The sequence below is a fragment of the Desulfothermobacter acidiphilus genome, assembly GCF_052073645.1.
Taxonomy (GTDB): domain Bacteria; phylum Bacillota; class Desulfotomaculia; order Desulfotomaculales; family Ammonificaceae; genus Desulfothermobacter; species Desulfothermobacter acidiphilus.
This window is the reverse complement of sequence record NZ_CM125440.1, coordinates 1607992-1620956: the sequence shown is the minus strand read 5'-3', so window position 1 is coordinate 1620956 and position 12965 is coordinate 1607992. Positions and strand designations below refer to the sequence as shown.

11 protein-coding genes are annotated in these 12965 nt (G+C 58.6%); all 11 read left to right on the top strand.

Translation table 11 applies throughout. From position 1 onward, the window contains the following. Nucleotides 1-128 precede the first annotated feature (128 nt). A complete protein-coding gene (locus tag ACTLLP_RS08180; protein ID WP_441058753.1) occupies nt 129-866 on the top strand; it encodes a DUF554 domain-containing protein in 738 nt (245 codons plus the stop codon). Nucleotides 867-1058: 192 nt separating this feature from the next. Beyond that, nucleotides 1059-2771 carry an ABC-ATPase domain-containing protein gene (locus tag ACTLLP_RS08175; protein WP_441058751.1) on the top strand — a complete coding sequence of 571 codons (1713 nt, stop codon included), beginning with the start codon at nt 1059-1061 and terminating at the stop codon, nt 2769-2771. A gap of 245 nt (nt 2772-3016) precedes the next feature. Beyond that, nucleotides 3017-4060: an N-acetyl-gamma-glutamyl-phosphate reductase gene (gene argC, locus ACTLLP_RS08170; RefSeq protein ID WP_441058749.1), complete on the top strand. Its 1044-nt coding sequence runs from the start codon at nt 3017-3019 to the stop codon at nt 4058-4060. 25 nt (nt 4061-4085) lie between these two features. Continuing rightward, nucleotides 4086-5285 carry a bifunctional glutamate N-acetyltransferase/amino-acid acetyltransferase ArgJ gene (gene argJ, locus ACTLLP_RS08165; RefSeq protein ID WP_441058747.1) on the top strand — a complete coding sequence of 400 codons (1200 nt, stop codon included), beginning with the start codon at nt 4086-4088 and terminating at the stop codon, nt 5283-5285. Between the two features lie 15 nt (nt 5286-5300). After that, on the top strand, nt 5301-6152 hold the full coding sequence (argB, locus tag ACTLLP_RS08160; RefSeq protein WP_441058745.1) for an acetylglutamate kinase: 852 nt from the start codon (nt 5301-5303) through the stop codon (nt 6150-6152). Between the two features lie 13 nt (nt 6153-6165). Further along, on the top strand, nt 6166-7356 hold the full coding sequence (locus ACTLLP_RS08155; RefSeq protein WP_441058743.1) for an acetylornithine transaminase: 1191 nt from the start codon (nt 6166-6168) through the stop codon (nt 7354-7356). Next, nucleotides 7357-8295, top strand: coding sequence for an ornithine carbamoyltransferase (gene argF, locus ACTLLP_RS08150; protein ID WP_441058741.1), 939 nt, complete (start codon nt 7357-7359; stop codon nt 8293-8295). Between the two features lie 24 nt (nt 8296-8319). After that, nucleotides 8320-9516 carry an argininosuccinate synthase gene (locus tag ACTLLP_RS08145; RefSeq protein WP_441058739.1) on the top strand — a complete coding sequence of 399 codons (1197 nt, stop codon included), beginning with the start codon at nt 8320-8322 and terminating at the stop codon, nt 9514-9516. After that, nucleotides 9516-10898 (top strand): argininosuccinate lyase, encoded by a 1383-nt coding sequence (gene argH / locus ACTLLP_RS08140; protein WP_441058737.1) that lies wholly within the window; start codon nt 9516-9518, stop codon nt 10896-10898. The genes ACTLLP_RS08145 and argH overlap by 1 nt, the downstream gene beginning before the upstream one ends. Nucleotides 10899-10988: 90 nt before the next feature. Continuing rightward, entirely contained in the window at nt 10989-11231 is a 243-nt protein-coding gene (locus ACTLLP_RS08135) for a hypothetical protein (RefSeq protein ID WP_441058735.1), read from the top strand. A gap of 250 nt (nt 11232-11481) precedes the next feature. Further along, nucleotides 11482-12888, top strand: a complete 1407-nt coding sequence (locus ACTLLP_RS08130) for an MFS transporter (protein WP_441058733.1) — start codon at nt 11482-11484, stop codon at nt 12886-12888. Nucleotides 12889-12965: the final 77 nt, after the last annotated feature.

Genomic DNA, 12965 nt, shown 5'->3' with positions numbered 1-12965 from the left:
CGGATATTTTATGGTTTACATTTTAGCGCCGGGGGCGAAGCTTGGTCAAGCTTTCACCCCGTTTGGAGGGGGAGCAGCTCGCTACGTCGAAGGAAGATTTTAAAAGCTTCAAGGGAAGGAGCGCTTGGATGACGGGAACCCTCATTAATGTATCCACAGTGTTGCTGGGTGGATCTCTGGGACTCTTTTTTGGGGCGCGGCTGCCCGAGCGGGCGCGCGAGACAATAATAGGAGCTTTGGGCCTCTTCACTGCCGCGCTTGGCATCGCCATGTTTCTCAAAACGCATAACCCCGTCCTGGTGCTGCTGAGCCTTCTGCTGGGAGGATTGCTAGGGGAGTGGTGGCATCTGGAAGAGGGCTTGCGGCGGGTAGGAGAAGGGCTGGAGCGGCGCTTCGCTGCGCCGGAAACTGGGGCTGACGGGCATGGCTCCCGCTTCGTGCGTGGTTTTCTGACCGCCTCTCTGCTTTTTTGCGTGGGGCCGATGAGTATTTTGGGCTCCGTTCAAGACGGGCTTACGGGAGATTATACCTTGCTGGCGGTTAAGGCTTTAATGGACGGCTTTGCCGCTCTGGCCTTCGCTTCCACTTTCGGCGTGGGGGTGCTCTTTTCGGCGCTAACCGTGCTCTGCTACCAGGGGGGACTTACCTTGCTAGCGGAGCAGCTGCAGGGAGTGGTCACCGGGGCTATGCTGGACGAGCTCACAGCTACCGGGGGAGTTATCCTTTTGGCTCTAGCGGTGGGGAGCCTGCTGGCCATCAAGCCCCTGCGGGCGGGCAACCTTCTGCCGGCCTTGCTCATTGCTCCGCTGCTGGTGGCGCTATTACCCTGGCTGCAGCACCAGGCGCGGGTCTTGCTGGGCCTCTGAAGCTTTCTCCCCACCCCTTTCAAACCCGGAGCTTCCAGCCTCGACGCCCGGCTGCTCTTCAGGAGTTCTTGCTTCGGGTCGCCGGGCGTGAGTAAAATTTCGGTGAGCGGTAAGCCTCAGGCGCGTTCCCGGCTTGATGGTTCTGGCATGGCGGGAGCACACGCGCACACTTGTAACTTTAGGAGGGATTCTTTGCACGGCAGGGATGTTTTTGAGGGCAGACTCAGGCGCATCGATGGCAGAGGTTATAAGGCTTACCAGGAGCTCGAGGGTGCTTACGATTGGGTGGAGTATCAGCTCTTTATCGATCACGCCCAGAGCGATCCTTTCGCCCCCCCGTCTAAGGTCAGGGTGCGTGTCAGACAAGAGGTGGCCGGCTTTCCCCCAGAACTTTTCGCCACTAAACCTCGGGCTGTGGCCCTGTGCGACTTCCTTACCCGGGTTTTCGGCCGGCACTGCCGGGCTCTCTCCCGCCCCTGCGGCACCGGGTCGAGCGGGATCATTCACGTCCTTCCCTGCGGGCAGGAAATTTTGGAGCGCACGGCAGTGGTGGTCAATGAAGAGTTCGTGGAGGTGCGGCTTGCGGTGGGCCTCCCGGCCCGGGGAAGGACAGTGGTGGCTCGGGAGGCCCACCGGATTTTCTTCGAAGCATTGCCGGAAGTGGTGCGCCGCTCTCTCCGTCACGCCAGCCTGGACAAGAAAGCTCTGCTGGAGCATGTTCGTTTGGCCGAAGACCAGGATTCTTTGCGAAGGCAAATGCAAGAGAACGGGCTGGTGGCCTTCGTGGCTGACGGTAGCATCCTGCCCCGGGAAAGCGGGGCCAGCGATCGCCCCCTTTCGCAAGAGAAGGCGGTTCCCTTTCAGAGCCCTCCCGAGCTCCGGGTCTCTTTCACCCTCCCCCACCGGGGGAGAATCACCGGCATGGGAATTCCCCGGGGAGTTACCCTCATCGTGGGAGGGGGCTACCACGGTAAGACCACTCTCCTGCAGGCGATTGAGCGAGGGGTTTACGACCATATTCCCAGGGATGGCCGGGAGTTCGTGCTGACCGTCCGGGACGCGGTGAAGATAAGGGCCGAGGATGGGCGGGCGGTGACCGGGGTGGACATATCGAGCTTCATAAATAATCTTCCCGGCAACCAGGACACTCGTTTTTTCTCCACCCCATCGGCCAGCGGCAGCACCTCCCAGGCGGCCAACATCGCCGAAGCTCTGGAGGTGGGAACTTCTCTCTTGCTGGTAGATGAGGACACCAGTGCTACCAATTTCATGATCCGCGACGCCCGGATGCAGGCTCTGGTGGCTAAAGACAAGGAGCCTATAACCCCTTTCATTGACCGGGTGCGCCAACTCCACCAGGATTGCGGTGTTTCCACCGTCCTGGTGGTGGGAGGATCGGGGGACTACTTCGACGTGGCCGACCACGTGATCATGATGGAGAACTACCGGCCCCGGGTAGTCACGGCGGCGGCGCGGGAAATCGCTCGGGCGATGCCCACCCGGCGCAATCCGGAAGAGGCGGGGCCTTTTAGGCCCCCCATTCCCAGAATTCTTTTGCCGGACCCCTGGCGCCTAGGTTCCAAAGATAAGGTGAAGGCTCAGGGTTTGCGCGAGATTCGCTTTGGCCGGGAGACCATCGATCTGGGGGCGGTGGAGCAGCTGGTGGACCCGGCGCAGACTCGGGCCATCGCCGTCATCTTGCGCCGCCTTTCCCACTACGCCGACGGGAAGCGCACCCTACGGGAAATTCTAGATCTCCTGGAGGAAGAAGTGGAAAGGGAAGGGCTTGAGGTGCTGGCCGGGCGGCAGGGGGAGCATCCGGGGGAGATGGCCCGGCCCCGGCGCTACGAAATAGCGGCGGCCATTAACCGCTACCGCTCCCTGGCGGTTCGCCCTGGCCGTTAAAGATAATTCGAGCTCGCGGTTCTGGGGCTGCCTCTTTTGGGACAGCCCCTTTCTTTTAACCGTGACCTCCTCCCACCCTTGGAAGGGCGGGCAAAATAGGTGGTGGTAAGGGTGGCCTTTTCTCGCCGGTTAAGAATCCTGCCTCACTGCGCCGCCAGGGCAAAGGACACCGACATCGCCGGCACTTATTGTATTTTTATACATCCAGCTGTATAATTAGTGGCATTAACGATGAGAAGGGTGGAATGGTGGTGCGCGTAGGGATTGTGGGCGCTTCTGGCTACACCGGAGCCGAGCTCGTCCGCCTGCTTCGGCGGCATCCAGAGGTAGAGTTGGTCCGGCTGACGGCTCGCACTCATGCGGGCAAGTCTTTGCCCGAGGTTTTTCCCCAGTTCTGGGGGTTAGAGGAGCAGGAGTTAGTGGCAGCGGAGCCGGAGGAACTGGTGCGCGAGGTGGATGTTATTTTTACCGCTTTGCCGGCAGGGGAGTCGATTCCTTACGCCCGAGCGGCTTGGCGGGCAGGTAAGAAGCTCATCGACCTGGGGGCCGATTTTCGTTTCCGGGAAGCCAGCGTTTACGAGCGATGGTACAAGCTTAACCACGGGGCGCCGGAACTGTTGACGCAGGCAGTTTACGGCTTGCCCGAGCTCTACCGCGAGCGCATTAAAGGGGCTTCTCTGGTGGCCAATCCGGGTTGCTATCCTACGGCGGCGCTGCTGGCTTTGCTACCTCCTCTGCTGGCGGGCCAGATTTTGGCGGAGGGCATAGTGGTGGACGCCAAGTCGGGGGTTTCCGGGGCCGGGCGCCAACCCAGGGTGGATGCGCTTTATGCCGAGGCTAACGAAAATGTGCAGGCTTACGGGGTGGGATGCCATCGCCATGCGCCGGAAATGGAGCAGGTGGTGCAAGAGCAGTTGGGGCGGGAGGTGAAGCTCACTTTCGTTCCCCATCTAGTGCCGCAGACGCGGGGAATCTTAGCGACGATTTACGCGCCGCTAGCCTCCGGGGTGGGAACCGAGAAGTTGCTGGCTACTTACCGGGATTTTTACCGGGAGCATTCCCTGGTCAAGGTGTTGCCGGCTGGGGTTTATCCTCGTACTAAGAGCGTGTGGGGTTCCAACCTGGTACATATAGGAGCGGTGGCTGATGAGCGCACCGGGAAGGCGGTGTTGCTGGCGGCCATTGATAATTTGGTGAAGGGCGCCTCCGGGCAGGCGGTGCAGAATTTCAACTTGATTTGCGGTTTTCCGGAGATCCTGGGGTTGGAGGAAGCGGGAGTTTATCCTTAAGATAAGTTCTTAGGAGGTAAGATAAGTGATCTGGGTGGAAGGCGGTGTAACAGCGGCAAGAGGGTTTCTCGCTCATGGCGTGGCTGCCCGGATAAAAAAGCATAAGAAAGATCTGGCTTTGGTGCTTAGCCAGGAGCCGGCAGTGGTGGCTGGAGTCTTCACCACCAACCGGGTAAAGGCGGCTCCGGTGCTACTGACCCAGCGGCGAGTGGCTTCGCGTCAGGCACAGGCGATTGTAGTCAATAGCGGTAACGCCAACGCTTGCACCGGGCCGGAGGGGATGGAAGATGCCGAGCTCATGGCCAGAGCGGTGGCAGAGGCGCTCTCTCTACCGGAAGAGAGGGTATTGGTGAGCTCCACCGGGGTTATCGGGGAGCGCTTACCGGTAAAAAAAATTATTAAGGCCCTGCCGGAGTTGGTGCAGGGTCTAAGCCGGGAGGGGCACGCGGCGGCGGCCGAGGCCATCATGACCACCGACACCACTCCCAAAGAGGCGGCGCTGGAATTCTTCCTGGAGGGGTACACCTGCCGGGTGGGGGGGATGGCGAAAGGTTCGGGGATGATCCACCCCTGCATGGCCACTATGCTGGCCTTCATTACCACCGATGTGGCCATAGCTCCGGGATTGCTGCAGCAGGCGCTCAGCGAAGTGGTGGAGGACAGCTTCAATTCGATCACGGTGGATGGAGATACTAGCACCAACGATATGGTACTGGTTCTGGCCAACGGTCAAGCCGCCAATCCTCCGATTGAGGAGGAAGGATTGGATTATCTTACCTTCAAGCAAGCGTTGTACGAGGTGTGCGTCTCCCTAGCTCGGCAGATAGCCAGAGACGGAGAAGGCGCCACCAAACTCATCGAAGTGCGAGTGGAAGGGGCGCTCACGGTGGAGGAGGCCAGAAGGGCTGCTCGTGCGGTGGCCGCTTCTAACTTGGTGAAGGCGGCGGTTTTCGGCGAGGACCCTAATTGGGGTCGGATTCTATGCGCGCTGGGATACTCGGGAGCTCGCTTCGAGCCGGAGCAAGTGTCCTTGTGGTTGGGGCCAGTCCAGGTAGTGGCCGCGGGGCGCGGGGTCGCTTTTGATGAAGAGGAGGCTCGCAGCGCTTTGGCTTCCGATCCGGTCTCGATCCGGGCGGATTTGGGAGCGGGTTCGGCTACGGCCACAGCTTGGGGCTGCGATTTAACCTACGATTATGTGCGTATCAATGCTCACTACCGGACTTGAGGAGGACGTTAAGCCTTGGTGTTGTCGGCGTTGGAAAAAGCCAAGATTTTGGTGGAAGCGCTTCCCTACATACGCTCTTTCTACGGTAAGATAGTAGTAATCAAGTACGGGGGGCACGCCATGCTCAACTGTGAACTCAAGCGAGCGGTGCTCACCGATGTGGTGCTGATGAAGTTCGTGGGAATGCACCCGGTGCTGGTGCATGGAGGCGGGCCCGATATTTCCCGGATGCTCAAGCGTTTGGGGAAGGAGAGCGTTTTCATCGATGGCCGGCGGGTAACCGACGAGGAGACCATGGAAGTGGTGGAGATGGTTCTGGGCCGCTTGAACAAAGAAATAGCTGCTTGCATCAACCAGCTAGGTGGTAAGGCGGTGGGGCTGTGCGGCAAGGATGCCAATCTCCTGCTGGCCGAGAAAGAGGAAGGGGATCTGGGTCTGGTGGGCCGCGTTCGGGCGGTTAACCCGGAGCTTTTGCTAAGCGTTATCGCGCAGGGTTACATCCCGGTGGTCGCCCCTATTGGGTTGGGCCCTCAGGGGGAGGGGCTTAACGTCAACGCCGATACAGTGGCCGGCAGGGTAGCGGCTGCGCTCCAAGCGGAAAAGCTCATCTTGCTCACCGATGTTTCGGGCATCATGAGCGATCCGGGAGACGAGAACTCGGTGATTTCCACTTTGCATCTTCAGGAGATCGATCGGCTACTGGCTTCGGGTAGAATTAGCGGGGGAATGATTCCTAAGCTGGAGTGCTGCCGCGAAGCTTTGGCGGCGGGAGTGAAGCGAGCTCACATCCTAGACGGGCGGGTACCGCACTCCATTCTGCTGGAAATTTTCACCGATGAAGGCATAGGCACTATGGTCGTGCCCTAAGGAGGTTTGCAGTTTGTCTTGGATTGATCTGGCGGAGCAGAAATTGATGCCCACCTACGCTCGCCTCCCAGTGTTGCTGGTGCGGGGCGAGGGAGTGAGGGTCTGGGATGAGGAAGGCAGGGAGTATCTCGACTTCTTGGCCGGCATCGCAGTTAACAGTTTGGGGCATTGCCATCCCCGGCTGGTAGCGGCGGTAACGGAGCAGGCGCAGCAGTTATGGCATTGTTCCAATCTCTTTTACACTATTCCCCAAGTGGAGTTGGCGCAGCGCTTGACCAGGCTCACTCCTTACCAGCGGGTTTTCTTCTGTAATAGCGGGGCCGAAGCGGTGGAAGGAGCTCTAAAGCTGGCCCGCAAACATGCTCGTAAGCAGAGCGGGCGGGAAGACAAATACGAAGTGGTGGCGGCGCGTAACTCCTTCCATGGCCGCACTTATGGCGCCTTGACTGCCACCGGCCAGCCCCGCTATCATCAGGGCTTCGAACCGCTGCTGCCCGGGTTTCACTACATCGCCTACAACGATCCCGGAGAACTGGAGAGGGCAGTGGGCGAGAAGACAGCAGCTATCCTCCTGGAACCGATCCAGGGGGAGGGAGGAGTGATTCCCGCTACGCCGGAGTTTTTGCGGGCAGCCAGGGAACTGGCCACCCGCTACGGTGCCTGCCTGATTTTCGACGAAGTGCAGTCAGGGGTGGGTAGGACCGGCCGTTTCTTGGCGCAGGAGCACTACGGGGTGGAAGCCGATGTTGTCTGTCTGGCCAAGGGTCTGGGTGGTGGTTTTCCCATCGGAGCTGTTCTGGCGCGCGAAGAAGTAGCCCTATCCTTTTCTCCGGGGGATCACGCTTCCACTTTCGGTGGGAATCCGCTAGCGGCTACGGCGGGCCTGACCGTGCTGCGGATCCTCGAAGAAGAAAATCTGCTCTCCCGGGTCCAGGAGCAAGGGGAGTATTTGCAAGAGTGTTTACGCCAGCTCCCGGGAGTGAAGCAGGTGCGGGGGTTGGGGTTATTGGTGGGAGTGGTTATTGACCTTCCCGCCCGTTTGGTGGCGAAGGTGTGTCTGGAAAAAGGGCTTCTGCTCAATGCGGTTAAAGAACAGGTCCTGCGTCTTGCTCCTCCGCTGGTGGTCGCTCGGGAGGATATAGACCAGGCGGTGGCTTTGCTGCGGCAGGCTATGGCGCAGGTGAGGGAAGGGGGGGAAGAATAGATGTACGCTTCCTTGCGCAAACGTTTCCGGCGGCGCGACTTTCTTTCTATGGCCGACTTCGATAGGGAAGAGATCGAGGGGCTGCTGCTCTTTGCTGCCGAACTCAAGGAGGCGAAAAAGCGAGGCGAGGCCCATACCTTTTGCGCGGGCAAGAGCCTGGCTATGATTTTTCAGAAGCCCTCCACCCGCACGCGGGTCTCTTTCGAAGTGGCTATGTTCGACCTGGGCGGCTATGCCCTCTACCTCAACGCTCACGACTTGCAGTTAGGGCGCGGCGAGAGCCTGGAAGACACCGGCCGCGTGCTCTCCCGCTACGTGGATGGCTGCGTGATCCGCACTTATCGCCAAGAGGAGTTGGAAGAATTTGCCCAGGTGGCCACGGTTCCGGTTATTAACGGCCTCACCGATTGGGAGCACCCATGCCAGATACTAGCGGATTTTCTCACCATATGGCAGAGCAAAGGCCGTCTGGCGGGGCTCAAGCTGGCTTACGTGGGCGATGGAAATAATATCTGCCACTCGTTGTTGCTGGGTTGCCCCCAGGTGGGCATCTCTATCCACGTGGCTACCCCTGCCCGTTACGCTCCTCATCCGCTGGTGGTGGAAAGGGCTAAGAAACTGGCTAAAGATACCGAAGTGGAGGTGGGTGAGGATCCGGTGCAGGCGGTGAAAGGGGCTGACGTGGTGGTAACTGACGTCTGGGTAAGCATGGGCCAGGAGGACGAAGCGGAGCTTAAGCGGACGGTCTTTGCCCCTTACCAGGTGAATGCTGCCCTGGTAGCCCACGCCCGGCCGGATTATATTTTTCTGCATTGCCTTCCAGCGCACCGGGGTGAAGAGGTCGCTGCGGAGGTCATCGACGGCCCGCACAGTTTGGTCTGGGAGGAAGCCGAGAACCGCTTGCACGCGCAAAAAGCTTTGCTGTCTTTGCTGCTTTAATTCTTAGCGGGAGGTAAAAAGATCTTGATCAAGAAAGTGGTGCTGGCTTATTCTGGGGGGCTTGACACCTCCATTATCATTCCTTGGTTGAAGGAAAATTACGGTTGCGAAGTGATAGCGCTGACGGTGGACGTGGGCCAAGGAGAAGACCTGGAAGCCGTCCGCGCTAAGGCTTTGCAGAGCGGCGCCTCCGCCGCTCACGTGTTAGACGCGCGGGAGGAATTTCTGCGCGATTACGTTTTTCCTGTGCTAAAGGCCGGAGCTCTCTACGAGGGCAAGTATTTGTTGGGCACGGCTATGGCTCGGCCTCTGATCGCTAAGAAGCTGGTGGAGGTGGCCCGTCAGGAGGGGGCGGATGCGGTGGCCCACGGCGCTACTGGAAAGGGCAACGACCAAGTTCGCTTCGAGCTGGGGGTGCGAGCTCTGGCCCCCGATCTGCGCGTGATCGCTCCCTGGCGGGAGTGGTCCATTCGCTCGCGCAGCGAGGCCATGGCTTACGCTGCGGCGCGGGGAATTCCAGTTCCTACCACTCCCTCCCAGCCCTACAGCCGTGACCAGAATCTATGGCATCTGAGTCACGAGGGAGGGGTGCTGGAGGACCCAGCTCAGGAGCCTCCGCGCGACCTCTACCAGTTGGTGCGCCCTCCGGAAGATGCTCCCGACAGACCCTCGCACCTCAAGCTCACTTTCCGTCGGGGAGAACCGGTGGCGTTGGATGAACGGGAGTTACCACCGGTTCCCTTGCTGGAGGAACTGAATCGCCTAGCGGGCGAGCACGGGGTGGGGGTGGCGGATCTGGTGGAAAACCGCCTAGTGGGTATCAAGTCACGGGGCGTTTACGAGACGCCAGGGGGAACGGTGCTGTTCTACGCCCTCAGAGAGCTCGAGCGTTTAGTCTTCGACCGCGCCACGCTTCAGTTTAAAAACCTGGTGGCCTGGCGTTACGGGGAGTTGGTTTACGATGGCTGGTGGTTTTCGCCCTTACGCGAGGCGCTGGACGCTTTTGTCGCCTCGCTGGCTCCTTATCTGACCGGTGAGGTGCGCCTTAAACTTTACAAAGGTAATCTTTATCCCGCTGGCACAGTTTCGCCTTACTCGCTCTATCGCCGGGATCTGGCCACTTTTGAAGCCGACGAACTCTATGATCAGAAAGATGCCAGTGGTTTTATCCGTATCTTTGGCTTGCCCCTCTGGGTGCAAGCTATGAGGGGGAGAGCCTGATGGCCCAAATGTGGGGCGGGCGCTTTCGCAAGGAAACCGACGCGCGGGTGCGAGCTCTGCAGGATTCCATGCCCTTTGACATAAGGCTGTGGCCTTACGAGATTCAGGTGAGCCGGGCTCATGTCCAGGGGTTGCGTAAGATAGGGGTGCTAACGCCGGAGGAGGAGGCAAAGTTACTGGCCGGCCTGGAGGAAGTGCAGCGCATCTTAGCCCAGGGTGAGGTGAACTGGGAAGGGGTCGAGGACGTGCACACCCTGGTGGAGCAACTCCTGGTGGAGCAGGTGGGGGAAGTGGGCAAGAAATTGCATACCGGGCGTAGCCGCAACGACCTGGTGGTCACCGATCTTCGCCTTTATTTGCGGGAGGAGATACGGCGACTGCAAGAAAAGTTGCGGAAGTTGCGCCGGGTGTTGCGGGAATTGGCGGAGCAGCACTGCGAGACTCTCATGCCCGGTTTCACTCACCTCCAGCCGGCTCAGCCGGTCACCTTGGCGCACCACCTCCTGGCTTACCACGAGATGTTCCTTCGCGATGAGGGGCGCCTGGACGATTGCTACCGCCGCACCAACGTGTTGCCTCTGGGGGCAGGCGCGCTGGCCGGCAGCACCTTGGCGCTGGATCGGGATTATTTGGCCGAGCTCCTGGGATTCGATGGGGTGGCTGAAAATAGCATGGACGCAGTGAGCGACCGCGATTTTGTCCTAGAACTGGCTGCAGCTGCCGTCTTGATAGCGTTGCACCTCAGCCGCTTGGCGGAGGAGCTCATTCTTTGGAGCACTCCGTATTTCGGTTTCGTGGAACTAGACGACGCTTTTACCACCGGTTCCAGTATGATGCCCCAGAAGAAAAACCCCGATGTGGCCGAGCTCAGCCGGGCCAAGGCAGCCCGGCTGATCGGCAATTTCACCGCTTTGGCCGCTCTTGTCAAGGCGCTTCCTTTAACTTATAACAAGGATCTTCAGGAAGATAAACCTTTGCTCTTCGACAGCCTAGACAACTTGCAGCTACTGTTGGAAGTGTTCCCCCCTATGCTGGCTACCATGGAAGTGAAGAGGGAGCGGATGGCCGCGGCGGCTGAACAAGGCTTCCTCACGGCCACCGACTTGGCGGAATACTTGGTGGGTAAAGGTTGGCCTTTCCGCGAGGCGCACCGGGTGGTGGGAGAAGTTGTGCTCTACTGTCTGGAGCACGGCAAGCGTTTGGAGGATCTGTCCCTGGAAGAGTTACGCCGCTTTGCGCCCCAAGTGGAACCAGATGTTCTGGAGGCTATCCGCCTGGAAACGAGCTTGCGGCGCCGAGCGCTGCGGGGCGGGCCGGCTCCGGCTACGGTTAGAAATCGCGTTGCGGAATTGAAAAAAAGGGACCAAAATTTGCTCAAATAAGGGTTGACAAAGAAGCGGGGCGCGCTTAATATAAAATAAAGAAAGATCTATCTTTCACAAGGGCAGCATGTCCGAAGGGTGGTGAGGCCCATGACCAAGCTAAGTGCCGTCTTTGCCATGCTGGAGGCTGCGGGATATAGATTGCGTCCGGTACCGGGGACTAAATGGTACGAGATAAGCGGGCCGGAAGGTTGGGTAGTGTTAGTAAAAGAGCGCGATTTGGTCAGGGCCTTCGATGTGCAGGAACCGCAGCGCTTCTGGGATTGGTTCCAGAAGTTGGAGCCCACGCGGGAAAAAAACTCATTGAACTGCGCCATCCCGGCAACACTTTAACATATAACCCCCATCCCTAAGGCCAGGTTAGCTGGCCTTTTTTTTTGGAGAAGAGAGCCGTCCTTCCTCTTCCCCTCCCTCCTTATCTTTTATTTACGTTTAGTTAATTCTTGCTTAATGTCGCTAGCTTATCCTTAATGTAGAGAGATGGCTAGTGGAGGTGTTGTTTATAATTTGTTTACATCATTGGTTACATCTTGTGTATTAATTGGCGGGTTTCCTTCTCCAATAAGGTAAGGAGGCGATTGTCTTGTCCGGTAAAGATGCGCGGCGGGTAACTGCTTGCCTTAATAGCGTTCCCTTTAGTTTGTTTCACTTGCGGGCGGCTCTCACGGCGGGCATGGGTTTTTTCACCGATGCGTACGATCTCTTTATCATCGGACCGGCGCTGGTTCTGATCAAAGAGTCTTGGCATCCTTCAGCCACTTTGCTGGGGCTGGTGGGGAGCGTAAGTCTGGCGGCCACCTTGCTGGGAGCCTTTGTTTTCGGACGTTTGGCTGATATTTGGGGCCGCAAAACTATCTACGGCCTGGAAGCGGCCATAATGGCGGTAAGCGCTTTAGCGTCCGCTTTGGCACCTAACATCTTGTGGCTGATTGTTTTTCGCGCCCTTCTAGGCTTTGGGATCGGGGGCGATTATCCAGTAAGCGCCGTGTTGATGAGTGAATACGCCAACCAGTCTGACCGGGGCAAGATGGTCAGCATGGTGTTTTCTATGCAAGCGCTGGGGTTGCTCACCGGCCCGGTGGTGGCTTTGATGTTATTGGGTGCGGGTTTGAGCCCGGATCTGGCCTGGCGTCTTATGCTAGGGCTGGGAGCGCTGCCGGCGCTGGCGGTCATTTACCTACGACGCACCACTCCCGAGTCACCCCGTTTTCTGGCGCGGGTGGTGGGGAAGGTGGAAGAGGCGGCGCACGGGTTGCGAAGGTTCAGCGGCGAGGTGTTGAATCCTGCGCCCGAGCCCGAGCCGGTGACGCGCCTGAGCTTTCGCGAATTTATAACCCATCCCCGCTACCTTAGGATACTCGCGGGAACAGCTTTGAGCTGGTTCGTCTTCGACTACGCTTATTACGGTAATACCATTTCCACTCCTTTGATTATGAAGTTAGTGGCCCCTCATAGCACGCTGGTAGAGAGCATCTCCTGGACATTGATTATTTTTCTAGTGGCGGCAGTCCCCGGTTATATTCTTTCGCTGTTGACCATCGATAAAATAGGGCATCGGCGCTTACAGATGCTTGGCTTTGCCGCTATGGGGCTAGTTTTCCTGCTCATGGGGGCTATACCAGAGATCACGGCAGCCATAGTGCCGTTCTTGATCCTTTACGGTTTAAGTTATTTCTTCTCCGAATTTGGACCCAATACCACCACTTTCGTCCTGGCAGCAGAACTCTTTCCTACCAATATGCGGACCACCGGTCACGGGATTTCAGCGGGAGTGGCCAAACTGGGAGCCTTCATAGGAGTGTTTGTTTTCCCCCTTCTGGCCCACGCTCTGGGCCTGGCGGGCACTCTTATGGTAGCCGCTGCTTTCTCAGCGGTGGGTTTTCTCTTGAGCTTGCTTTTGCCTGAACCGGCCGGGCGTAGCCTGGAGGAGTTGGGTTGCGAAGAGGAGGCGACCTTGACTACCTCGGTGGAACCTAGCCGGGCGGTTTAGCTGCTGAAGGGACTGGGAGACGGTCGCACCCTGCTCCTTTGGGAGCGGGGTTCTTTATGCTCGTGCAGAGCGCCTTT